Origin of the sequence: Citrobacter braakii (assembly GCF_002075345.1) — a bacterium.
GTDB classification, from domain to species: domain Bacteria; phylum Pseudomonadota; class Gammaproteobacteria; order Enterobacterales; family Enterobacteriaceae; genus Citrobacter; species Citrobacter braakii.
The window spans coordinates 1-22,605 of record NZ_NAEW01000010.1; the positions used below are offsets into that span (position 1 = coordinate 1).

Below are 22,605 nucleotides of genomic sequence, written 5' to 3' on the forward strand. Positions count from 1 at the left end.
TTTACGGGCCGTAAGTAACGAAGTCTGATGCAAATGTCAGATCGTATGCGCCTGTTAGGGCGCGGCTGGTAACAGAGCCTTATAGGCGCATCCGAAAAACCTCCGGCTATGCCGGAGGATATTTATTGCGCGAATTTTATCGATGCGACAGTCCTGCTCGATAGTAGGGTTAATCACACACTTAACGTCTGCGATCCATTCAACACCGCTTCTTATTTACGGAAATAATAAAAAGTACTCATGGTATTACCCTGTGGAATTTAATAATGGTAACAATTCAGATAAGCATTTAATTTCATGCTAAATATGAATGTTTTAGTCAGTGATATTTTCTAGCGATATTAATTAGCGTCTATTTGAGCGCAGTGTATCTTTTTTATATCCAGTACACTGGAACGTAAAAAAATCAGCGCGAATGGCGCGGTGAAGTGGGATTAAAAGATGGTGTATTTGTGCGAAAAACACGGTTGATTATCCGATATATCAGCACGTGTGGGCGGGCAAGACTACGTGAAGTTTCATCACTCAAATCCCTTACCGGATGGTTAAATGTCAGGCGATTAGCCATCCGGTAAGGAATCTTAATGCTGGGGGTATCCTCGGCGCGAGCGATCAGCGTACGTCAGTTTGTGCAGGAGATGCCTGTTGCGGCAGGGTGATCTGCTGAGTTTCTTTTTTGTTCTGGTGGTGGTGCCACGCACCTATGGCGGAGTAGACGAAGCGTCCGAAGAAGAAAAGAAAGCTGATAAGCAGTACGATCCGGATCATGCGACTGTTAAATCGGTGTCGTTTGCGTAGGCTGGTAACCTGGCTCACAAAAGGTTCCTTGTAGTGTACCCAACTGAGGGCGATAGTCACATTAAGGCATACTGTGAGGGAATGGTCAATTTTTCGTTATGTAAAATTGCTTCAGTTGTTTTATCTATTTATGTTATGGAAATTAATATTATTATTTGCATTAATAATGGGATAACGATAAAAAACCATGAAAAGAGTAATAATTGATTAATGAGGGACTTATTTATTGATGTGTATCAAGCATCACCCTTTGCTGACAACTAAAATTGATGAGTCATTTTAATGTATTTAACTTTATCGTTTTAACGTCAGGTGGGATGCCTGTCCGAATACCCCCTGCAGGATGTGCGGGATTCTACTGAGCATCTATGAAACTCAATAAAAATTATATTGGTATTAGAGATAGATGGTGGGCGTTACCTCTCATCTTGCCTTCCTTGCTGTTGCCTATATTGAGCACTGCTAACACCTATGCCCATATTAGTACCGGGAACGTAATTCTTTTCTACCTGCCTTTAGCGCTGATGATTAGCCTGATGTTGTTTTTTGGCTGGGCGGCATTACCAGGAATTATCATTTCCATCATCTGGTACAAATATCCGCAGGTTGGGTTATTTGAAATGCTCTCAATAATTTCGCACTTTATAGTTACGATAGTGCTCAGTTGGGGAGGGTATAAAGTTTTTGCTCCCCGGCGGAATAACGTTTCTTACGGTGACTCCCACCTGATGTTTCAGCACATGTTTTGGCAGGTTTTCTGCCCGGCAACGCTGTTTCTGCTATTCTTCCATTTCGCTGCGTTTGTGGGCGTCTATGAGAGCAAATCCGGTATGGTGGGCGTTATGCCCCTTAATACCGGCACGTTGATCAACTATCAGGCCATGCTGGCCGGGAATCTGGTTGGGGTTCCACTGTGCTACTTTATAATTCGCACGATTCGTAATCCTTTGTATATCAGAGGCTATTTATCTCAATTAAAGCAGCAGTTTGATACCAAAGTTACCAAAACAGAGTTTGCGGTCTGGTTGATTATATTGACCATACTAATGACATTGTTGTGTATGCCGCTAGATGAGAAAAGCTCGATATTTAGCACGAATTATACCTTGTCACTGATGCTGCCCGTCATGCTATGGGGAGCTATGCGTTACGGTTATAAATTTATTTCGTTAATATGGATGCTCGTACTCATTACAGCAATTCATTATTATCAACGCTATATGCCTTGGTATTCGGGTTACGATGTGCAACTTGCCATTACCTCATCGAGTTACCTGGTTTTCTCCTTCATCGTGAATTTTATTGCCGTACTGGCAACGCGCCAGAGAATTGTCGCCAGACATTCTCATCGTCTGGCCTTCTTTGACCCCATGGTGCATATTCCGAATTTGCGCGCTTTGAACCGGGATTTGAGAAAGGCGCCATGGTCAGTGCTTTGCTTTTTGAGTGTTCCGGGTATGGAACTGCTGGTGAAAAATTACGGCATTATGCTACGTATCCAGTACAAGCAAAAACTTGCCCAGTGGGTAAAGCCATTGCTGAAACAAGATGAGCATGTCTATCAGTTATCGGGTAATGATTTAGTTCTGCGTTTTAACACCGAGTCGCATCAGGAGCGTATTGAAGCGCTGGACAGGCATATCAAGCAGTTTCGTTTTATCTGGGATGGCATGCCTTTACAGCCGCAGGTGGGGATTAGTTTTTGCTATGTCCGTTCTCCGGTTAATCACATCTACTTGTTACTGGGGGAGTTAAGCACCATCGCCGAGCTTTCTCTGGCGACCAATGCGCCAGAGAATTTGCAGCGCCGAGGCGTGATGCACCTGCAACGTGACCTGAAAGATAAGGTTGCGATGATGAATCGTCTGCAACTGGCGCTGGAGCACAATCGCTTTTTCCTGATGGCGCAGCCGATTTCAGGTGTGCGCGGCGATGTTTATCACGAAATTCTGCTGCGGCTAGAGGGAGATGATGGTAAAACCATCGGTCCTGACAGCTTCTTACCGGTAGCGCATGAGTTTGGATTGTCATCCAGCATCGATCTGTGGGTGATTGAAAATACGATGAAGTTTATGGCGCAGAATCGGGAAAAAATGCCCGCCCGTCGGTTTGCTATTAACTTATCTCCCACATCGGTATGCCGGGCCCGGCTTCCGCATGACATCAACCAGCTACTGATTAAGTACAAAGTTGAACCGTGGCAGCTGATTTTTGAAGTAACGGAAAGCAATGCCTTAACCAATGCGGAACAGGCGCAGGCAACGTTACTGCAGCTGCAATCATTGGGCTGTCAGATTGCGATTGATGATTTTGGTACCGGATATGCCAGCTATGCGCGGCTGAAGAATGTGAATGCCGATATCCTGAAAATTGATGGCAGCTTTATTCGCAACATCGTTTCGAATAGCCTCGACTATCAAATCGTGGCCTCTATTTGCCATCTGGCGCGGATGAAAAGAATGCTGGTGGTCGCGGAGTACGTCGAAAGCGAAGAAATACGCAGTGCGGTAATTTCGCTGGGGATTGATTACATGCAGGGGTATCTGATTGGTAAACCACAGCCGTTGCATGAAATGCTGGAAGAACAGGTGCCAGAAGAACTGGCACCTGCTGAGAGCTTATGCGGCGATATCGGGTGAACTCTCTTCTTCAATTTTGAGACGCCAGCCGGTAACGGCTTCCCAGTATTGCTGCTCTTTTTCCAGATCGAGCAGCACCAGCGCATTCTGGCTAAACCAGTCATGCGGAAAGCGTAAGGTCCAGTGGTTGTCGTCGGTAATTAGGGTCAGCGTCGGTGGCGTGGTGGTCGCCTGTCGCTGATTATTCAGCAGCACGCCCAGGCGCAACAGCTGAATTAACGGCAGAAACTGTTTTTTCTTGAACAGCGTAAAGCGGGGCAAATCATCCAGTTTCACCGCTTTGCGATGATATCGAACCAGGGTTGCCATCATCAGCTGTTGTTCCTGATTGAAACCCGGTAAATCGCTGTTTTGGAGGATATACGCCGAGTGGCGATGTAAACCGCTGTGGTTGATGTTCAGCCCAACCTCATGCAGCATCGCCGCCCAGCGCAGCAACGCTTCCAGTTGTGGATTGGCCAGCTTTGGCTGCTGCGTATGCCACTGATCGTACATTTGCATCGTCGTTTCCAGTACGCGCCGGGCCTGTTCGCTGTCGATGTTGTACTGGTTCGCCAGGCTGCTCGCAGTACGGCTGCGAACGTCCTGGTGGCGAAAACGACCTTCCATCTCATACAGCACGCCTTCGCGTAGTGCACCATCAGAAAGGCGGAGTTCGCGGATAGCCAGTGCGTCAAAAACGCCGCACAGAATCGCGAGTCCCGGCACAAACACCGCTTTTCGTTCTTCAGACAGCCCCGGCAGGCTGAGCGCATCGAATGACGCATGCTTCAGCACTTCGGTTCGCAGTTTGTCCAGGCGTTCGGGGGTGATAAAACCATCTTTCTCACCCATCTCCAGCAGCACTTCGTGTGCCGCTTTAATCGTGCCCGACGCGCCCAGCGCAACGTTCCAGCCCTGAATGCGAAACTGCCAGGTTAAGGTTTCAAGCTTTTGCGCTGCCGCCATGCGCGCACGCTGGAAGTTTTCCCGACTAATAGCGCCGCCCGGGAAATACATCTGAGCAAAACTGACGCAGCCCATACGACGACTTTCCACCAATTTGGGCTCGAAATCTTCGCCGATCACCAGTTCTGTTGAACCACCGCCGATATCAATAACCAGCTTACGACCCTTTTCCGGCTGGGTGTGCTCCACGCCCATAAAAATCAGTCGGGCTTCTTCATTACCGGAAATAATCTCAATCGGGTAGGGGATAACTTTTTCTGCTCGCTTGAGAAACTCGGTCGCATTTAGCGCCTGACGCAAAGTATGGGTTCCCACGATGCATACGCTTGATGGGGGAAAGCCCTGCAGACGTTCGGCGAACAGCGACAGGCAGCTTAATCCGCGCTCCATTGCCTCTTCGCTCAGCTTGTTATCTTCGCCGAGGCCATCCGCCAGATGAACGCGCTGTTTCAGTCGCCCGATAATCTGCATTGCGCCATCAACCACGCGGGCAATGACCATATGGAAACTGTTTGAACCAAGGTCGACCGCAGCAAATTCCTGCGGTCGTGGAGTCTTGTCGTGTATTGGCATAGCGTTAGTCAGGTTGCTCGAGTGATTTGATGTAGTCGTATATCGCCAATTGTGACTGAACCTTACGGCGGTTTCCGCGCGGTACGTAGCGATTACTGAGTTCTTTATCGATGAAGCGAGCCTTCACCGTGTCGCTGAACAGGATATCGATAATATCCAGCACCCGTTGCTTAAGACGCGGGTCCAGCAGCGGTGTGGCGACTTCGATGCGATAGTCGATATTCCTGGTCATCCAGTCTGCGGAGGAGAGGTATACCTGCTTGTCGCCACCGTTTTCGAAGATATAAACCCGGTCGTGTTCAAGGTAGCGGTCAACTATGCTTATCACGCGAATATTGTCGCTAATGCCTTCCAGATTCGGAATCAAAGAGCACATACCGCGAATCAATAAATTGACTGGCACGCCTGAGCTTGAGGCCGCATAGAGACGATCAACCAGGCCTTTATCGACCAGGTTATTCAGTTTTAGGGTGATACCGGAAGGCTGTCCTTGCTGCGCGTTGGCGATTTCTTTGTCAATCATCGCGTACAGCAAACGGCGCGAGTTCTGCGGAGAAACCAGCAGATAATCGAACGTCACCGGACGATACGGGTTCTCGATGAAGTTGAACACCCGACGAACCTCGTTGGTAATGCGTGAGTCGGCGGTAAGTAACGAGTAGTCGGTATAGAGACGCGCCGTTTTTTCGTTGAAGTTCCCCGTCCCGATATGTGCATAGCGCACAACTTCATCACCTTCTTTACGCGAGATAAGGAACAATTTGGCGTGAATTTTCAGGCCCGGCGCGGAGAAGATGACGTGAACGCCAGCCTCGGTAAGACGCTTGGCCCAATGAATGTTGGCTTCTTCATCAAAGCGAGCCTGCAACTCCACCACCACGGTGACTTTCTTACCGTTGTGCGCGGCATGGATCATCGAATCAATGATGCGCGAGTCTTTGGCCACACGGTAGATGTTGATTTTTATCGCCAGCACGCTCGGGTCGAAAGAGGCCTGGCGCAACAGTTCAAGAACGTGCTCAAAAGTGTGATACGGATAATATAGCAGCACGTCGCGTTCGCGAACGGCGTCAAAGCCGTTACGAAACTTCTCGTTATCGAACCAGATATGGCGCAAACGCGGTAGCGGTTTGTTCACCAGGTTAGCTTTGCCAACGTTGGGGAAATTAATAAAGTCTTTGAAGTTATGGTAACGCCCGCCAGGAACAATCGAGTCGTAGCGAGAAATCGTCAGCTTTTCACGCAGTACCTCGACCAGCGCATTGGGCATGTCGCGCTGATAGACAAAACGTACAGGCTCTGCGGTCAGACGCTGTTTCAGACTGGACGACATCAGCTCCATCAGGCTCGATTCCATCTCGTGCACCAAATCGTATTCGGCGTCGCGAGTCATTTTCATCGAATAGGCGTTCAGCGCATCGTAATCAAAGAACCCTTTGAAAATGTCGTCAAGGCAGTAGCGTAAGATGTTGTCCAGCAGGATCATCGGTTTGCGACGGCGCGGGGTTTCCGGCGGTAGATTCACAAAACGGGGAACCTTGTCGGAAGGGATTTCCAGCAGCGCGTAGCGGATCGTATCGCCGCGGATAATTTCCACCGCCAGATAGGTGTAGTCATCTTTCAGAAACTGAACTAAATCCGTCTCGCGGTTGATCAGGATCGGTGTAATGTGCTGGCGAAGATATTGTTTGAAGTAGTGGCGTAACCAGCTCTGTTGATTGGCCGACAACTGACGTTCATTGATAAGGAAAATCTGGTTGCGCGCCATCTCCAGCAGCAACTCGTTGTACAGGCCGTCAAATTCCTGATCGGCTTTTAATACGCGGGCCTGGATTTTACCTAACAGATGGCGGGAGTGAGAGTTTGAACCCTGTTCTTCGCTAATAATGATTCGGCGCTTCAGTTCGGCGAAACGAACCTTATAAAACTCGTCGAGATTATTGGAATAGATGCCTAAGAAACGCATCCGTTCGATCAACGGGTTTGACTTATCAGCAGCTTCCTGGAGTACACGTTCGTTGAACGCTAACCAGCTGAGTTCTTTCTCGATGTATAGCTTTTCCTGACCCATTACCACTTTTACTCCGTTTCATTCACGGGACACTACCGATTTATTATGGCGAGCATTGCTCTCAGATGTCCAACAGTGCCAGAAAAATATGACAATAAACCGTCTGATAGCAAAGAGAAAGGGGGAGCGTAGATGAATACCGGAGATGTTAACCGGAAAAGGTATTTATGCCTGTAAACCGGATGATGAGATCCGGTTTACAGGTTGATTTTATTCTTCGTCGGCGGCGTAGCCTTGTGGCGGCAGACAAACGCCGTCCAGCCATGCTGCGTTATCACGCATCTTCAGGCGACCATCAGTAAACCAGCTTACCACCAGCGGGTAAATGGTATGTTCCTGGGCCTGGACTCGTGCCGTGACATCATCTTCGCTGTCGCCTTCAAATACCGGAACCTTGGCCTGGAGAATAACCGGTCCGCCGTCCAGTTCATCGGTGACGAAATGGACGGAGGTGCCATGCTCTTCATCGCCGTTTTCCAGAACCTGACGGTGCGTGTGCAGGCCAGGATACTTCGGCAATAAAGACGGGTGGATATTCAGCAATCGTTCAGAATAGTGAGCAACAAACGTCGGACTTAGAATGCGCATATAACCGGCCAGCACCACGACATCGGGGGCATAAGCGTCGATCTCTTGTATCAGTTGCTGGTCGAATGCTTCGCGACTGGCAAACTGGGCGGCTTCCAGCGAGTGTGCAGGAATATTCGCTTCGCGTGCGCGCTCAAGGCCGAACGCATCGGCCTTGTTACTGAATACTGCACGTATGGTGCCATTGATTTTATTCTGTTCGCAGGCATCGATTATCGCCTGCAAATTGCTTCCGTTGCCGGAAATGAGCACCACAATGTTTTTCATTCAATGACCACACGCTGTTCGGAATCAGAAGCTTTGATGATACCGATTTTCCATGCGTTTTCACCTTTCTCATTGAGCAAAGCAAGGGCGTTGTCCACTTCAGAAGCTGGCAGGGCGATAACCATGCCTACGCCGCAGTTAAAGGTGCGATACATCTCATGCTGGCTGACGTTACCCGCCGTTTGCAGCCAGTTGAAGACGGCTGGCCACTGCCATGAAGATTCGTCGATCACAGCCTGCGTGTTGTCTGGCAGAACGCGTGGAATATTTTCCCAGAAACCACCGCCGGTCAGGTGGGCAATGGCATGAACATCAACCTTCTCAATCAGTTCCAGAATGGATTTGACATAAATGCGGGTCGGGGCCAGTAAGTGATCGGCCAGCGGCTTGCCTTCAAGCTCGGTGGTTTCCGGGTCACAACCGCTAACTTCAACAATTTTGCGCACCAGAGAGTAGCCGTTGGAGTGCGGACCGCTGGAGCCGAGTGCAATCAGTACGTCGCCGTCAGCCACTTTTGAACCGTCGATGATCTCAGATTTTTCGACGACGCCAACGCAGAAGCCTGCCACGTCGTAATCTTCGCCGTGGTACATCCCCGGCATTTCAGCCGTTTCACCGCCGACAAGCGCACAGCCAGACTGCAGACAGCCTTCGGCAATACCGTTAATGACGCTGGCTGCGGTATCCACATCCAGTTTGCCGGTAGCATAGTAGTCGAGGAAAAACAGCGGCTCAGCGCCCTGAACCACGAGATCGTTGACGCACATTGCGACGAGGTCAATGCCGATAGTGTCATGGCGTTTCAGATCCATCGCCAGGCGCAGTTTTGTGCCGACGCCATCAGTGCCGGAAACCAGTACCGGTTCACGATATTTTTGCGGCAATGCGCACAGCGCACCGAAGCCACCCAGACCACCCATAACTTCCGGACGACGAGTTTTCTTTACTACGCCTTTGATTCGATCAACCAGAGCATTACCTGCATCAATATCAACACCGGCATCTTTGTAGCTAAGAGAGGTTTTATCGGTCACTGCCTGCTTCCCCACATGTTTACTTGCAGTAAAAGTTAAATTCGGCGCAATTCTAACAGGGAAAGCAAACGTTTGCGAGCCTGCTCTGCATCAAGTTTTATGTGCTGATTTTTTCAGCATTTTACAATCATTTATCTATTTGTTTGAACTGCGCCACGAAAATGAAACCGGGTACAGTCTTGTGCTTGAAACCTGCCTGCTGAATACACAGTATCGTACTGAAACCGGTTTCTGTTTTCTGTTGCGGACCTCATCAACAGCGTTTTGCACAGAGTAATCACGAGAGGGGAAGGGTATGTCAGGATTTAAAGCAGATTTCATGTGGGGTGGTGCCGTAGCCGCTCATCAACTGGAAGGTGGCTGGCAGGAAGGTGGAAAAGGAATTAGCGTTGCCGATGTCATGACGGCGGGGGCGCATGGCGTGGCGCGTGAAATCACTGACGGTGTGATTGCCGGTAAAAACTACCCTAACCACGACGCCATCGATTTTTATCACCGCTATAAAGACGACATTAAACTGTTTGCCGAAATGGGGTTTAAATGTTTTCGCACTTCGATTGCCTGGACGCGTATTTTCCCCTTAGGCGACGAAGCGCAACCCAATGAGGCTGGCCTGCAGTTCTATGATGACCTGTTTGACGAATGCCTGAAATATGGCATTGAACCGGTGATTACGTTGTCGCATTTCGAGATGCCATACCATCTGGTGACGGAATATGGCGGCTGGCGCAACCGCAAACTTATCGATTTCTTTGTCCGTTTTGCCGCAGTGGTTTTTACCCGTTACCAGCACAAAGTGAAGTACTGGATGACGTTTAATGAAATTAACAACCAGGCAAATTATCACGAAGACTTCGCGCCTTTTACTAACTCTGGCCTGAAATATCAGCCCGGTGAAGACCGCGAGCCGGTTATGTACCAGGCGGCGCACTATGAACTGGTGGCAAGCGCGCTGGCGGTAAAGGCTGCGCGTGAGATTAACCCGGCATTGCAGATAGGGTGCATGATTGCCATGTGTCCTATCTATCCACTGACCTGCGCGCCGGACGATATGATGATGGCGATGAACGCCATGCACCGGCGTTACTGGTTTACCGATGTCCATGTGCGCGGCAAATACCCGCAGCATCTTCTCAACTACTTTGCCCGGCGTGGCTTTGATCTTGATATCACCGAGGAAGACCGTCAGGCGCTGACTGAGGGTTGTGTCGATTACATCGGCTTTAGCTACTATATGTCTTTCGCAACGCAGGCCACGGCAGACAACCCACAGCTGGATTATGACGAGTCGAAAAGTCTGGTTTCCAACCCGTACGTGCAGAAATCGGACTGGGGCTGGCAGATTGATCCCGTCGGTCTGCGCTATTCGCTGAACTGGTTCTGGGATCATTACCAACTGCCGCTGTTTATCGTCGAAAACGGCTTTGGTGCGATTGACGTGCAGCAGGCCGACGGATCGGTAGATGATTCCTATCGTATTGACTATATGGCCGCACATATCAGTGAAATGAAAAAAGCGGTAGTGGAAGATGGTGTGGACCTGATGGGTTATACCCCGTGGGGTTGTATTGACTTAGTCTCAGCCGGGACGGGGGAGATGAAAAAACGCTACGGCTTTATCTATGTTGATAAAAATAATGACGGAAGCGGAACGTTAGCACGCTCGCCGAAGAAATCTTTTTCATGGTATCAAAACGTTATCCAGACCAATGCTGAATATCTATAAAATTCATAGCATTGACAGCCAGCCCCGCCAATAATGCGGGGCTTGTTTTATACTCATCATCCAGACGCAAACGACTTTGGTTGATCCATATCAAGCGTATCCAGTGTTGCGCCAGAGACGAAAAGCGGTATAATCCGGCGATTTTTTTTGTGGTTGCCACTCGTCTGAGGAAAGGAGAAGAGTATGAAGATCGTGGAAGTCAAACACCCACTCGTCAAACACAAGCTGGGACTGATGCGTGAAAACGACATCAGCACTAAACGCTTTCGTGAACTCGCCTCGGAAGTTGGCAGCCTGCTGACTTATGAAGCAACCGCTGGTCTGGAAACCGAAAAGGTGACCATTGAAGGCTGGAATGGTCCGGTTGAAGTTGACCAAATCAAAGGTAAAAAAATCACCGTTGTGCCAATCCTGCGTGCGGGCCTGGGCATGATGGAAGGCGTACTGGAAAACGTTCCGAGCGCGCGTATCAGCGTGGTTGGTATGTACCGTAACGAAGAAACGCTGGAGCCGGTTCCGTACTTCCAGAAGCTGGTATCTAACATCGATGAGCGTATGGCGCTGATCGTTGACCCGATGCTGGCAACCGGCGGTTCCGTTATCGCCACCATCGACCTGCTGAAAAATGCAGGCTGCACCAGCATTAAAGTGCTGGTCCTGGTTGCGGCACCGGAAGGTATCGCGGCACTGGAAAAAGCGCACCCGGATGTTGAGCTGTACACGGCCTCCATCGATCAGGGGTTGAACGAGCACGGATACATTATTCCGGGGCTCGGCGATGCCGGCGATAAGATTTTTGGTACCAAGTAAACGAATAAGTGAAAAGAAGCCGACTTTAAGAGTCGGCTTTTTTTTGAATATAACAACCCAAGGCTAATAACAAACAACACTCAGAGGAAAACACTATGACGCGCCGTGCTATCGGGGTGAGTGAAAGACCGCCGCTTTTACAGACAATCCCGCTTAGTTTGCAGCACCTGTTCGCTATGTTTGGCGCAACGGTTCTGGTGCCAGTCCTGTTCCACATCAACCCGGCTACCGTTCTGCTGTTTAACGGCATTGGTACGTTGCTGTATCTCTTTATCTGTAAAGGTAAAATTCCTGCGTATTTGGGTTCCAGCTTCGCATTCATTTCCCCGGTACTTCTGTTGCTGCCGTTAGGGTATGAAGTGGCGCTGGGTGGTTTCATTATGTGCGGCGTTCTGTTCTGCCTGGTTTCTTTCATCGTTAAGAAAGCAGGAACCGGCTGGCTGGATGTCATGTTCCCTCCTGCGGCGATGGGCGCAATCGTTGCCGTCATCGGTCTGGAGCTGGCTGGCGTCGCTGCGGGCATGGCGGGGTTACTGCCAGCAGAGGGGCAATTACCGGATTCAAAAACCATCATCATCTCAATGGTGACGCTGGCGGTTACGGTATTTGGCTCTGTACTGTTCCGCGGTTTTATGGCGATTATCCCGATTCTGATTGGGGTGCTGGCCGGCTACGCGCTCTCCTTCGTGATGGGGGTCGTGGACACCACGCCGATTGCGCAGGCCCACTGGTTTGCTCTGCCAACGTTCTACACGCCGCGCTTTGAATGGGTTGCCATTCTGACCATCCTGCCGGCGGCGCTGGTGGTCATCGCTGAACACGTTGGACACCTGGTGGTGACGGCGAATATCGTGAAAAAAGATTTGATTCGCGATCCTGGCCTGCATCGTTCTATGTTTGCCAACGGCCTGTCTACGGTTATCTCTGGTTTCTTCGGCTCTACGCCGAACACCACGTACGGCGAAAACATTGGCGTAATGGCGATTACTCGTGTTTACAGTACCTGGGTTATCGGCGGCGCGGCAATTTTTGCCATTCTGCTCTCCTGCGTGGGCAAACTGGCGGCGGCGATCCAAATCATTCCGCTGCCGGTCATGGGGGGCGTATCGCTGCTGCTGTACGGCGTGATTGGTGCTTCCGGTATTCGCGTACTGATCGAGTCAAAAGTTGATTACAACAAGGCGCAAAACCTGATCCTGACCTCGGTTATTTTGATCATCGGCGTGAGTGGTGCGAAAGTTCACATTGGTGCCGCTGAGCTGAAAGGCATGGCGCTGGCGACCATTGTTGGCGTTTGTCTGAGCCTGATTTTCAAAGTTATCAGCCTGCTGCGTCCGGAAGAAGTCGTGCTTGACGCGGAAGATGCCGACAGTCCGCAACAGTAAATCTCTTACCGGGTGGCGATGCTGCCCGGTTCTATCACGACGTATTTCTGTGTTAAACTCAACGCGATTTTATGAAATCCTGGGTTGAGGTATCTCTGAACACACCGGCACAGCTCTCTTTGCCACTTTATCTTCCTGACGACGAAACTTTCGCAAGTTTCTGGCCGGGGGATAACTCCTCTTTACTGGCTGCACTGCAAAACGTGCTGCGTCAGGACCATAGCGGGTATATTTATCTCTGGTCGCGTGAAGGCGCTGGCCGTAGTCATTTGCTGCATGCAGCTTGTGCGGAACTGTCCGCGCGCGGCGATGCGGTAGGCTATGTGCCGCTCGACAAGCGTACCTGGTTCGTCCCCGAGGTGCTCGACGGTATGGAGCATTTATCGCTGGTATGCATCGATAACATCGAATGTGTGGCCGGGGATTCGCTGTGGGAAATGGCGATCTTTGATCTCTACAACCGCATCCTGGAGTCGGGGAAAACGCGTCTGCTGATCACCGGCGATCGCCCGCCAAGACAGCTGAATCTGGGGTTGCCGGATCTCGCCTCGCGCCTGGACTGGGGACAAATCTACAAGCTGCAGCCGCTTTCCGATGAAGATAAGCTGCAGGCGTTGCAATTACGCGCCAGACTTCGTGGGTTTGAACTGCCGGAAGATGTGGGACGCTTCCTGCTCAAGCGTCTGGATCGAGAAATGCGTACGCTGTTTATGACGTTGGATCAGCTTGATCATGCATCGATCACCGCCCAGCGTAAGCTGACCATTCCATTCGTAAAAGAGATACTGAAGCTGTAAGCGCCGCAGCCGAAGAGACTGCGGCAGGTTTCAGGTTAACCGATGATTTCCAGTACCTGCTCCGGCGGGCGTCCAATTCTCGCCTGGCCTTTGGCAACCACAATCGGGCGCTCCATCAATTTCGGGTTTTCCACCATTGCCTGAATCAGCGCATCTTCACTCAGATTTACGTCCGCCAGATTAAGTGACTTATAGAGATCTTCTTTCTGGCGCATCAGCTCGCGCGCGCTGGACATGCCCAGCATCTGCAACAATTCACGCAGGGTTGTGGCGTCAGCCGGGGTTTCCAGATACAACACCACTTCCGGGTCCACGCCGTTGGACTTCAGTAACTCCAGCGTTTCACGGCTCTTGGAGCAGCGTGGGTTATGGTAGATTTTAATCGCGTCTGACATGACTTCTCCTTGCATAACAATCCTGCCGGATGGCGACCAAAGGCCTTATCCGGCCTACATATCGCCATCCGGCAAGGGTTCGATAATTACATTTTCGTATACGGTTTAAAGCGCTCTTGCAGTTGGCGTAGCTGGTCGATACGGGCATCGTATCTGGCCTGCTGCTGGCTACCCAGCTTGACCTGTGAGCTTGCGCTGCTGAGCATCGAAATCGCCTGATCCAGACGTCCTGCGAGGGCATACCCTTCCGCGCGGGCCGCCAGCTCTTGATCGCGGTTGTTCAGGTTGGCTTCCGTTTGCGCTAACAGATCCCAGCCGTTAGGGTCGTTCTTATGGTTAAACGTATAGCGATTCAGGATGGTCGCTGCCTCTTTGGCTTGCCCGGCCTGTAAATACGCATTTGCCAGGTTGAGCTGCAGTACCGGGTTGGTGCGCAGGTCGCGGGCGTTTTTCAACCGATTAATGGCATCGCTGGTTTTCTTCTGGCCGAGATCGATATCCGTTGCCAGGTCGAGATACCAGGCATTGTTAGCATCTGCCGCCAGCAGCGGTTGCAGTGCTTTACGTGCCTCGTCATATTTACTGGCCTCCATTGCCTGCAATGCCCGGCCATACTGCGCCGCACGTTGCTCACGTATGTTGCCTTTCGACCAGTTACTCAGCAGGTCATCGGTCAGCTGGTTGCGACCAGAGTTGTACATGCCTAAGGTGCGTGCCTTGGCCAGATAAAAATCTTCTGAAGACTGGACGACAGCCGGACGCATTTGGTTGGCGCGGTTACGGGCATCCGACAGACGGCTTTCTGGCAGGGGGTGAGTCAGCAAAATTTCTGGTGGACGCGAAGAGTAACGGGCCTGATCGAGCAATTTTTCCAGAAACGTCGGCATGGCCTGGGGATCGAATCCCGAGCGTTGCAGTACCTGAATACCTATGCGGTCTGCTTCCTGTTCGTTTTGCTGCGTAAAGCTAATCATCCCCTGACGTGTACCCGCCAGCGTACCGGTCAGCGCCGCCATACCTGCTTGCGGGCTGGCCATCGCCAATAAAATTGACCCTAACGCACCCACCCACGTTAGCGGCGCGCTGCGTTTCTGGTCTTCCATTGCGCGCGCCAGGTGACGCTGCGTAACGTGGGAAATTTCGTGCGCCATAACCGATGCCAGTTGGCTTTCGTTATCGGAATAGCGGAACAGTGCGGAGTGCAAAACAACGTTGCCGCCAAAGAAAGCAAAGGCGTTGATTTCATCGTTGTTAATCAAAAAGAAGGTGAAGGGCGTTTTTACCGAGTCGGCGTGCGAGACCAGACGCATCCCCAGCGCATTAATGTATTGCGTCAGCAACGGATCGTTAATTAATGGCGCACTGCCGCGCAGTTGGCGTACATAATAATCGCCCATCTGCATTTCCTGTCCTATGGAAAGCGTACTCCCTGCCGAGGTTCCCATATCAGGCAGGGTGTCCGCGGTTTCTGCAAATGCGGGCGCAACCTGACCGATGGTCAGTGCAGCAATGAGGGTAGCAACCAGGTTTTTTTTCAACTGCCTGAACATAACCTCTGTCCTGTATTCTTTTTTGAGATAGCCATTTGACCAATGCCGTGAAGTATCGTTCACACTCCGCAAGCTTAGGGAGTGTAACTGCGAAACCTGACGATGAACACCCAGGAAAAATGTCTTTTCACTTTGCGTAATCCGCTATAAAAAGCGAAGTCTTTTTTGTGACATTTCGATACAATTCGGGATCGCAATCCCGCTATTGGATTCATGGAAGGGTTTTATGCTCGAAATGTTGATGCAATGGTATCGCCGCCGCTTTAGCGACCCCGAAGCCATCGCCTTGCTGATTATTCTGGTTGCCGGTTTTGGCATCCTGTTCTTTTTTAGCGGTCTTTTGGCGCCGCTGCTGGTCGCCATTGTGCTGGCGTACCTGCTCGAATGGCCGACAGTACGGCTGGAACATATTGGTTGTTCACGGCGTTGGGCAACATCGATTGTGTTGGTGGTGTTTGTCGGTATTTTGCTGCTGATGGCGTTTGTGGTAATGCCCGTTGCATGGCAACAGGGGATCTACCTGATCCGCGATATGCCCGGCATGCTCAATAAATTGTCTGATTTTGCCGCCACCTTACCGCGGCGTTATCCGGCGCTGATGGATGCGGGCATTATTGATGCGATGGCGGAGAATATGCGCTCGCGAATGCTCACCATGGGCGATTCGGTGGTGAAATATTCGCTGGCTTCACTGGTCGGATTGCTGACGCTGGCGGTGTATCTGATTCTCGTCCCGTTGATGGTGTTCTTCCTGATCAAAGATAAAGGACAAATGCTGAACGCTGTGCGTCGGGTGCTGCCGCGTAATCGCGGACTGGCGGGGCAGGTGTGGAAAGAGATGAACCAGCAAATCACCAACTATATCCGCGGCAAGGTGCTGGAAATGGTGGTGGTTGGCGTGGCGACCTGGCTCGGCTTCCTGCTGTTTGGCCTCAACTATTCGCTGCTGCTGGCGGTGCTGGTAGGCTTCTCCGTGCTGATCCCGTACATCGGCGCTTTCGTGGTCACTATTCCGGTGGTCGGTGTGGCATTGTTCCAGTTCGGGCTTGGCACCGAGTTCTGGAGCTGTTTTGCCGTATACCTGATAATCCAGGCGCTGGACGGTAATTTGCTGGTGCCGGTGCTGTTCTCCGAGGCGGTAAATCTGCATCCGCTGGTGATTATTCTCTCAGTGGTGATATTCGGCGGCCTGTGGGGATTCTGGGGCGTATTCTTTGCGATTCCTCTGGCGACGTTAATCAAAGCGGTAATGCATGCCTGGCCGGATGGTCAGGTCGTTGATGAACCCTAATCTGTTTGCTCCGGCGATGCAATGTCGCCGGAGCCGAACTTGTCTGACCTCTATCCACACATTCTGAATAATCTCTTCTGGTGTCGTTTTTCTCTGCGTTTGTCTTTAACTTGACCCGCGTGATGTCTTTAAGTCACGCAAGGAATAAGGCCAACAGGAGAACAAAATGGGTCACAACACACACACGCAGCAGAAGGTGGGATGGGGCGGTTATCTCGCTTTTTTTATTACGATTATTCTTTTTTCCGGTATGTTTGCGAAAAGTACCGAATGGTGGCGAGTCTTTGATTTCACCGTTCTCAACGGTGCGTTTGGGCAGATTAATGCGGCGGGGGACTCAGCGGTCTCTTTTCGCGGCACGGGCGGTATGGGCGCAAAAGACGGCTTCTTATTCGCGCTTGAGCTGGCGCCTTCCGTCATTCTTTCACTCGGGATAATTTCCGTCACCGAAGGGCTGGGAGGGTTGCGTGCGGCACAGCAACTGATGACGCCAGTCCTGCGCCCGTTACTCGGTATTCCGGGTATTTGTTCGCTGGCGCTGATTGCGAATATGCAAAATACCGATGCTGCGGCAGGGATGACTAAAGAAATGGCGGAAGAGGGCATTATCACTGAACAGGAACGTGCCATTTTTGCCTGCTGGCAAACCAGCGGCAGTGCGTGTATTACCAACTATTTTTCCTCGGGTGCTGCGCTGTTTACGATGGTTACCGTTCCGGTGATTACGCCGCTGGCGGTGATCCTTGTCTTCAAATTTGTGGGTGCGAACCTGCTGCGTTTGTGGATTGCGCAGCTGGAAAATCGCCGTACGCAGCAGGAGGCGTGAGATGACAACGCAAGTACGTAAAAACGTCATGGATATGTTTATCGATGGCGCACGGCGCGGATTCACTATTGCAACAACCAGCCTGTTGCCTAACGTGGTAATGGCGTTTGTGATTATTCAGGCGCTGAAGGTGACGGGACTGCTCGAGATTGTCGGGCGGGTATGTGAGCCGGTAATGGCGCTGTGGGGACTGCCGGGGGAATCTGCTACCGTACTGCTGGCGGCGGTGATGAGTATGGGAGGCGGCGTCGGTGTTTGCGCCAGCCTGGTTGTCGCCGGTACGCTTTCGGGACATGATGCTACGGTGCTGTTACCGGCTATCTACCTGATGGGCAATCCGGTGCAAAATGTGGGACGCTGTCTGGGTACCGCGGGGGTCCATCCCCGTTATTACCCGCTTATTATTGCGGTATGCGTAATTAATGCGCTGCTCTCTATTTGGGTTATGCAGGTTATTGCCTGACAAGGAAGGTTATGAACTGTTCCATTCTTAATTTGACGTTGTTCCAGCAGGGACACGTGTACGCGCCGGAAGACTTAGGACGCCAGGATATACTGGTGTCTGACAGCAAAATTGTTGCCATCGCGCCGTCGATTTCCCCTGACGATTTTCCTGGCTGCGAGTGTATCAATCTTGACGGTGCGATTGTGTGCCCAGGATTTATCGATCAACACGTCCATCTGATTGGCGGCGGTGGAGAAGCGGGGCCGCACACCCGCACGCCGGAAGTACGCTTGTCGCGGCTGGTTGAAGCTGGCGTCACCTCGGTGGTGGGATTGCTGGGGACAGATGGTATTACCCGTCACCCTGAATCGCTGCTGGCGAAAACCCGCGCGCTGGAATTTGAAGGCATTAGCGCATGGATGCTGACCGGGGCGTATTCTCTGCCTTCCCCGACCATCACCGGCAGTATCGATCGCGATGTGGCGCTGATCGATAAAATTATTGGCGTGAAATGTGCTGTTTCGGACCATCGTTCTTCAGCCCCGGACACCTCGGCGCTGGCAAACATGGCGGCGCAGTCGCGCGTTGGCGGATTGTTAGGGCGCAAGCCGGGGATTAGCGTCTTCCATATGGGCGACAGCCCGCGCATGCTGGAGCCGTTGTACCAGATCCTCGACAGTTGCGATGTACCGATTACCAAGCTGCTGCCCACACACGTCAATCGTGCGGAACCGTTGTTTCAGTCGGCGCTGGAGTATGCCCGCAAAGGCGGTTATATCGACATTACCAGCAGCATTGATGAACCCGTCGACCCGGCCACGGCCATCGCCACGGCACTACGCCAGAACGTGCCGCTGTCGCGTATTACCTTGAGTTCAGACGGCAACGGTAGCCAGCCGGAATTTGATGACTACGGTAATCTTATCGGCATCGGTGTCGCAGGGTTTGAATCACTGGCTGAAACAGTGCGCCAGTTGGTGAAGGTTCATGCCATACCGCTGGAACTGGCGCTGTGTCCGCTGACGCGAACGGTCGCAGAATTTTTGGGACTGGAACATAAAGGGCGTCTGGCGGTGGGATGCGATGCCGACATTCTGGTGCTCAATGATGCGCTTGAAGTTCATCACCTGTGGGCGAAGGGAAAAGCCGTCGTCAGAGAGAAAAAAGCCTGTGTAAAAGGGACGTTTGAATAAACGACGTTGATGCCGGATGGCGGCGTAGACGCCTTATCCGGCTACGGAGTTATGCGGATGGCGGCCTGATAAGACGCGTGGCGTCACCATCAGGCGCTATCTGGCAAAATGTAAATCAGGCGTTCTCTTTCAGCCAGTTCATTACCACGTCGTGGTGGTTGCTGGTTTTGAAGTCATCAAACACATGCTCAATTTTCCCTTCAGCATCAATCAGGAAGCTGATGCGGTGGATGCCATCATAGGTTTTGCCCATAAATGACTTCTCACCCCAGACGCCGAACTGCTCGCAAACCTGGTGATCTTCGTCGGACAGGAGCGTGAAGTTAAGGACTTCTTTCTCCGCGAATCGGGAAAGCTTCTCTGGTTTATCGGTGCTGATTCCCAGCACTTCAACACCTGCTTTTTTTAACTCATCCATGTTATCGCGCAGGCCGCAGGCCTGTACGGTACAGCCGGGTGTCATGGCTTTCGGGTAAAAATAAACCAGAACACGCTGTCCCTGGAAGTCGGTTAAATTTACTTGTTCTCCGTCTTGATCCGGCAAGCTAAATTTCGGTGCGATATCACCGGCTTTCAGTGGGTTCATTACTTAACTCCATCCTGTTCATCATGCTGTGAGTAATTGACGACGTTAATACTGCCTTGCGCATTGAGTTCTGTACAGAGTGCTTTAAACGCATCTTCAATATTTGCCGAATCATGTGACGCAGGACTATGTGCGGTAATTTGAATAAACAGCTGTGCCGCCTTTTCGTTCTCAGCCGGTTGCGTGCGTGAAACCAGTTCCGCAATATTCATTTGGTGGCTGTCAAACAGGGCGGTAAAGCGTTCAATCAAATGCGGAGAATCAGGAACATCGACCTGCACCCATACCGTAGCGGGCATCGCCGGACGGGGGCGTGCGGTCGTGCGCTTCATCACAATCAGTAAATCCAGCTCTGCACCTTTCAACGGCAAGGTTGATTCAATTAGGGTAATGGCATTCCAGGTGCCCGACAGCAACATGATAAACGTGAACTCGTCACCCAGCATGGCCAGTCGGCTGTCTTCGATATTACAGCCGCAACTGCTGACATGACGTGTGATGGTGTTCACAATTCCCGGGCGGTCAGCACCCAGCGCAGTAATGACCAGATAGTGTTGCGATGACGATGTCAAACCTGTTCTTCCTTTGAGCGGTGAGGTAATCATAAGGAAAGCATAAAAAAAACATGCATACAACAATCAGAACGGCTCTGGTCGCTTGCTTTTATTGTCGTACCAAACGTACCATTGAGACACTTGTTTGCACAGAGGATGGCCCATGTTCACGGGAAGTATTGTCGCGCTTGTTACGCCGATGGATGAGAAAGGTAAAGTCTGCCGGTCGAGCCTGAAAAAACTGATTGATTATCATGTCGCCAGCGGCACCTCGGCGATCGTTTCGGTTGGCACCACCGGTGAGTCTGCCACCCTGAGTCATGATGAGCATGGCGATGTGGTGATGATGACCCTGGAGCTGGCCGACGGGCGTATTCCGGTGATTGCCGGAACCGGCGCTAATGCGACCGCGGAAGCCATTAGTCTGACGCAGCGTTTCAACGACAGTGGTGTTGTCGGCTGCCTGACGGTGACGCCTTACTACAACCGCCCAACCCAGGAAGGTTTGTTCCAGCATTTCAAAGCCATCGCTGAACATACTGACCTGCCGCAAATTCTGTATAATGTACCGTCCCGTACCGGCTGCGATATGTTGCCGGAAACCGTTGGTCGCCTGGCGAAAGTAAAAAATATTATCGCTATTAAAGAGGCCACGGGGAACTTAAGTCGCGTTCACCAGATCAAAGAGCTGGTTTCAGACGACTTTATTCTGCTCAGCGGTGATGACGCGACCGGACTGGATTTTATGCAGCTCGGTGGTCATGGCGTGATTTCCGTGACGTCTAACGTTGCGGCACGCGATATGGCCGAAATGTGCAAACTGGCGGCAGCCGGGAACTTTGCCGAGGCGCGGGTGATTAACCAGCGTCTGATGCCGTTACACAACAAACTATTTGTCGAACCCAATCCTATCCCAGTGAAATGGGCGTGTAAGGAGTTGGGACTTGTGGCGACCGATACGCTACGTCTGCCGATGACGCCAATCACGGATAATGCTCGTGAAATCGTCAAAGCGGCGCTTAAGCATGCCGGTTTGCTGTAAAGTTTAGGGAGATTTGATGGCTTACTCAGTACAAAAGTCGCGCCTGGCCAAGGTTGCGGGTGTTTCGCTTGTTATGTTGCTCGCGGCCTGTAGTTCTGACTCGCGTTATAAGCGCCAGGTGAGCGGTGATGAATCCTATCTGGAGGCCGCACCGCTTGCTGAGCTTCACGCTCCAGCTGGGATGATTCTGCCGGTTATGTCGGGTGACTATAATATCCCGGTCACCAACGGCAGCGGTGCCGTTGGTAAAGCGCTGGACATTCGCCCGCCGGCTCAGCCGTTAGCATTAGTCACCGGCGCTCGCACTCAGATCGCGGGTGATACGTCGACATTGCTGGTGGAAAATGGTCGTGGCAACACGCTGTGGCCACAGGTCGTTAGCGTCATTCAGTCTAAAAACTACACGATCACCAAACGTGATGATGCCAGCCAGACGTTAACCACCGACTGGGTTAACTGGAACCGTCTGGATGAAGACGAGCAGTACCGTGGACGTTATCAAATCTCGGTTAAACCGCAGGGTTATCAGCAAGCGGTAACGGTGAAACTGATTAACCTCGAGCAGGCCGGTAAACCCGTAGCTGATCCAGCATCAATGCAGCGTTACAGCGCTGAGATGATGAACGTTATCTCCGCAGGTCTGGATAAGAACGCCACTGATGCCGCGAATGCCGCGCAGAACCGCTCTGCCGCCACCATGGATGTTCAGAGTGCTGCCGATGACACCGGTTTACCGATGCTGGTGGTACGTGGGCCGTTCAACGTGGTATGGCAGCGTCTGCCGGCAGCGCTTGAGAAAGTGGGAATGAAAGTGACCGACAGCACCCGTTCTCAGGGCAGCATCGCCGTGACCTACAAACCACTGTCTGAAAGCAACTGGCAGGAGCTGGGCGCAAGCGATCCGGGTCTGGTATCCGGCGACTATAAACTGCAGGTCGGTGATTTAGACAACCGCAGTAGCTTGCAGTTTATCGATCCGAAGGGGCATACCCTGACGCAAAGCCAGAACGACGCGCTGGTCGCCGTCTTCCAGGCAGCGTTCAGTAAGTAAAAATAAAGGGCTGGATAACTCCAGCCCTTTTTTTCT

At 51.6% G+C, this 22,605-nt stretch carries 20 protein-coding genes; 11 read left to right on the forward strand and 9 right to left on the reverse strand.

Annotated features, from left to right (window positions below):
• Window positions 1-612: 612 nt before the first annotated feature.
• Entirely contained in the window at window positions 613-816 is a 204-nt protein-coding gene (locus BZK42_RS19045) for a YfgG family protein (RefSeq protein WP_049041558.1), read from the reverse strand.
• A 350-nt stretch (window positions 817-1,166) separates the two neighbouring features.
• On the opposite strand from BZK42_RS19045, the gene BZK42_RS19050 reads away from it, so the two are divergent.
• Entirely contained in the window at window positions 1,167-3,437 is a 2,271-nt protein-coding gene (locus BZK42_RS19050) for a sensor domain-containing phosphodiesterase (protein WP_080859819.1), read from the forward strand.
• Here BZK42_RS19050 and ppx read toward each other — a convergent pair.
• The 4 genes from ppx to purM all read right to left on the reverse strand — a co-directional run bounded on the left by ppx (window position 3,417) and on the right by purM (window position 8,918).
• A complete protein-coding gene (gene ppx / locus BZK42_RS19055) occupies window positions 3,417-4,958 on the reverse strand; it encodes an exopolyphosphatase (RefSeq protein WP_046275211.1) in 1,542 nt (513 codons plus the stop codon). The two genes, BZK42_RS19050 and ppx, sit on opposite strands and share 21 nt — an antisense overlap.
• Window positions 4,959-4,962: 4 nt before the next feature.
• Window positions 4,963-7,029 carry a polyphosphate kinase 1 gene (ppk1, locus tag BZK42_RS19060; protein WP_080859821.1) on the reverse strand — a complete coding sequence of 689 codons (2,067 nt, stop codon included), beginning with the start codon at window positions 7,027-7,029 and terminating at the stop codon, window positions 4,963-4,965.
• A 210-nt stretch (window positions 7,030-7,239) separates the two neighbouring features.
• On the reverse strand, window positions 7,240-7,884 hold the full coding sequence (gene purN / locus BZK42_RS19065; RefSeq protein WP_080859824.1) for a phosphoribosylglycinamide formyltransferase: 645 nt from the start codon (window positions 7,882-7,884) through the stop codon (window positions 7,240-7,242).
• A complete protein-coding gene (purM, locus tag BZK42_RS19070; protein ID WP_016157121.1) occupies window positions 7,881-8,918 on the reverse strand; it encodes a phosphoribosylformylglycinamidine cyclo-ligase in 1,038 nt (345 codons plus the stop codon). Before purM ends, purN begins: the two co-directional genes overlap by 4 nt.
• A gap of 295 nt (window positions 8,919-9,213) precedes the next feature.
• Between purM and BZK42_RS19075 the strand changes: the two genes are divergently transcribed.
• The 4 genes from BZK42_RS19075 to BZK42_RS19090 all read left to right on the forward strand — a co-directional run bounded on the left by BZK42_RS19075 (window position 9,214) and on the right by BZK42_RS19090 (window position 13,636).
• Complete coding sequence (locus BZK42_RS19075; RefSeq protein ID WP_047358229.1) at window positions 9,214-10,644, forward strand: 6-phospho-beta-glucosidase; 1,431 nt, start codon at window positions 9,214-9,216, stop codon at window positions 10,642-10,644.
• A gap of 183 nt (window positions 10,645-10,827) precedes the next feature.
• Entirely contained in the window at window positions 10,828-11,454 is a 627-nt protein-coding gene (upp, locus tag BZK42_RS19080; protein ID WP_003835110.1) for a uracil phosphoribosyltransferase, read from the forward strand.
• Window positions 11,455-11,549: 95 nt separating this feature from the next.
• A complete protein-coding gene (uraA, locus tag BZK42_RS19085; protein ID WP_016157119.1) occupies window positions 11,550-12,839 on the forward strand; it encodes a uracil permease in 1,290 nt (429 codons plus the stop codon).
• Window positions 12,840-12,934: 95 nt separating this feature from the next.
• Window positions 12,935-13,636, forward strand: coding sequence for a DnaA inactivator Hda (locus BZK42_RS19090; protein ID WP_200049399.1), 702 nt, complete (start codon window positions 12,935-12,937; stop codon window positions 13,634-13,636).
• 35 nt (window positions 13,637-13,671) lie between these two features.
• Here the strand turns inward: BZK42_RS19090 and arsC are convergent, their stop codons facing one another.
• Complete coding sequence (gene arsC / locus BZK42_RS19095; RefSeq protein WP_046275209.1) at window positions 13,672-14,031, reverse strand: arsenate reductase (glutaredoxin); 360 nt, start codon at window positions 14,029-14,031, stop codon at window positions 13,672-13,674.
• An 86-nt stretch (window positions 14,032-14,117) separates the two neighbouring features.
• Complete coding sequence (gene bepA / locus BZK42_RS19100; protein WP_047501595.1) at window positions 14,118-15,581, reverse strand: beta-barrel assembly-enhancing protease; 1,464 nt, start codon at window positions 15,579-15,581, stop codon at window positions 14,118-14,120.
• A 226-nt stretch (window positions 15,582-15,807) separates the two neighbouring features.
• Here bepA and BZK42_RS19105 point away from each other — a divergent pair, with 226 nt between their 5' ends.
• The 4 genes from BZK42_RS19105 to iadA all read left to right on the forward strand — a co-directional run bounded on the left by BZK42_RS19105 (window position 15,808) and on the right by iadA (window position 19,336).
• Entirely contained in the window at window positions 15,808-16,872 is a 1,065-nt protein-coding gene (locus BZK42_RS19105) for an AI-2E family transporter (protein ID WP_016153975.1), read from the forward strand.
• Between the two features lie 166 nt (window positions 16,873-17,038).
• Window positions 17,039-17,698: a nucleoside recognition domain-containing protein gene (locus BZK42_RS19110; protein ID WP_080859827.1), complete on the forward strand. Its 660-nt coding sequence runs from the start codon at window positions 17,039-17,041 to the stop codon at window positions 17,696-17,698.
• Window position 17,699: 1 nt separating this feature from the next.
• On the forward strand, window positions 17,700-18,161 hold the full coding sequence (locus BZK42_RS19115) for a YjiG family protein (protein ID WP_003037948.1): 462 nt from the start codon (window positions 17,700-17,702) through the stop codon (window positions 18,159-18,161).
• An 11-nt stretch (window positions 18,162-18,172) separates the two neighbouring features.
• Window positions 18,173-19,336 carry a beta-aspartyl-peptidase gene (gene iadA, locus BZK42_RS19120; RefSeq protein WP_049270067.1) on the forward strand — a complete coding sequence of 388 codons (1,164 nt, stop codon included), beginning with the start codon at window positions 18,173-18,175 and terminating at the stop codon, window positions 19,334-19,336.
• 115 nt (window positions 19,337-19,451) lie between these two features.
• On the opposite strand, the gene bcp is transcribed toward iadA, so the two are convergent.
• Together bcp and BZK42_RS19130 are read right to left on the reverse strand one after the other, a co-directional pair.
• A complete protein-coding gene (gene bcp / locus BZK42_RS19125; protein WP_003835095.1) occupies window positions 19,452-19,922 on the reverse strand; it encodes a thioredoxin-dependent thiol peroxidase in 471 nt (156 codons plus the stop codon).
• Window positions 19,922-20,494, reverse strand: coding sequence for a glycine cleavage system transcriptional repressor (locus BZK42_RS19130; RefSeq protein WP_019077363.1), 573 nt, complete (start codon window positions 20,492-20,494; stop codon window positions 19,922-19,924). Before BZK42_RS19130 ends, bcp begins: the two co-directional genes overlap by 1 nt.
• A gap of 145 nt (window positions 20,495-20,639) precedes the next feature.
• On the opposite strand from BZK42_RS19130, the gene dapA reads away from it, so the two are divergent.
• Both dapA and bamC read left to right on the forward strand, forming a co-directional pair.
• On the forward strand, window positions 20,640-21,518 hold the full coding sequence (dapA, locus tag BZK42_RS19135) for a 4-hydroxy-tetrahydrodipicolinate synthase (RefSeq protein ID WP_016153972.1): 879 nt from the start codon (window positions 20,640-20,642) through the stop codon (window positions 21,516-21,518).
• A 16-nt stretch (window positions 21,519-21,534) separates the two neighbouring features.
• Window positions 21,535-22,569 carry an outer membrane protein assembly factor BamC gene (bamC, locus tag BZK42_RS19140; protein ID WP_080859830.1) on the forward strand — a complete coding sequence of 345 codons (1,035 nt, stop codon included), beginning with the start codon at window positions 21,535-21,537 and terminating at the stop codon, window positions 22,567-22,569.
• The last annotated feature ends 36 nt before the right edge of the window (window positions 22,570-22,605 follow it).

Coding starts and splice junctions, on each gene's coding strand:
- bepA (WP_047501595.1), bottom strand. CDS start 15,581: ATGTTCAGGCAGTTGAAAAAAAACCTGGTTGCTACCCTCATTGCTGCA.
- ppk1 (WP_080859821.1), bottom strand. CDS start 7,029: ATGGGTCAGGAAAAGCTATACATCGAGAAAGAACTCAGCTGGTTAGCG.
- BZK42_RS19105 (WP_016153975.1), top strand. CDS start 15,808: ATGCTCGAAATGTTGATGCAATGGTATCGCCGCCGCTTTAGCGACCCC.
- iadA (WP_049270067.1), top strand. CDS start 18,173: ATGAACTGTTCCATTCTTAATTTGACGTTGTTCCAGCAGGGACACGTG.
- BZK42_RS19075 (WP_047358229.1), top strand. CDS start 9,214: ATGTCAGGATTTAAAGCAGATTTCATGTGGGGTGGTGCCGTAGCCGCT.
- bcp (WP_003835095.1), bottom strand. CDS start 19,922: ATGAACCCACTGAAAGCCGGTGATATCGCACCGAAATTTAGCTTGCCG.
- BZK42_RS19115 (WP_003037948.1), top strand. CDS start 17,700: ATGACAACGCAAGTACGTAAAAACGTCATGGATATGTTTATCGATGGC.
- arsC (WP_046275209.1), bottom strand. CDS start 14,031: ATGTCAGACGCGATTAAAATCTACCATAACCCACGCTGCTCCAAGAGC.
- dapA (WP_016153972.1), top strand. CDS start 20,640: ATGTTCACGGGAAGTATTGTCGCGCTTGTTACGCCGATGGATGAGAAA.
- purN (WP_080859824.1), bottom strand. CDS start 7,884: ATGAAAAACATTGTGGTGCTCATTTCCGGCAACGGAAGCAATTTGCAG.
- ppx (WP_046275211.1), bottom strand. CDS start 4,958: ATGCCAATACACGACAAGACTCCACGACCGCAGGAATTTGCTGCGGTC.
- BZK42_RS19110 (WP_080859827.1), top strand. CDS start 17,039: ATGGGTCACAACACACACACGCAGCAGAAGGTGGGATGGGGCGGTTAT.
- upp (WP_003835110.1), top strand. CDS start 10,828: ATGAAGATCGTGGAAGTCAAACACCCACTCGTCAAACACAAGCTGGGA.
- BZK42_RS19050 (WP_080859819.1), top strand. CDS start 1,167: ATGAAACTCAATAAAAATTATATTGGTATTAGAGATAGATGGTGGGCG.
- uraA (WP_016157119.1), top strand. CDS start 11,550: ATGACGCGCCGTGCTATCGGGGTGAGTGAAAGACCGCCGCTTTTACAG.
- bamC (WP_080859830.1), top strand. CDS start 21,535: ATGGCTTACTCAGTACAAAAGTCGCGCCTGGCCAAGGTTGCGGGTGTT.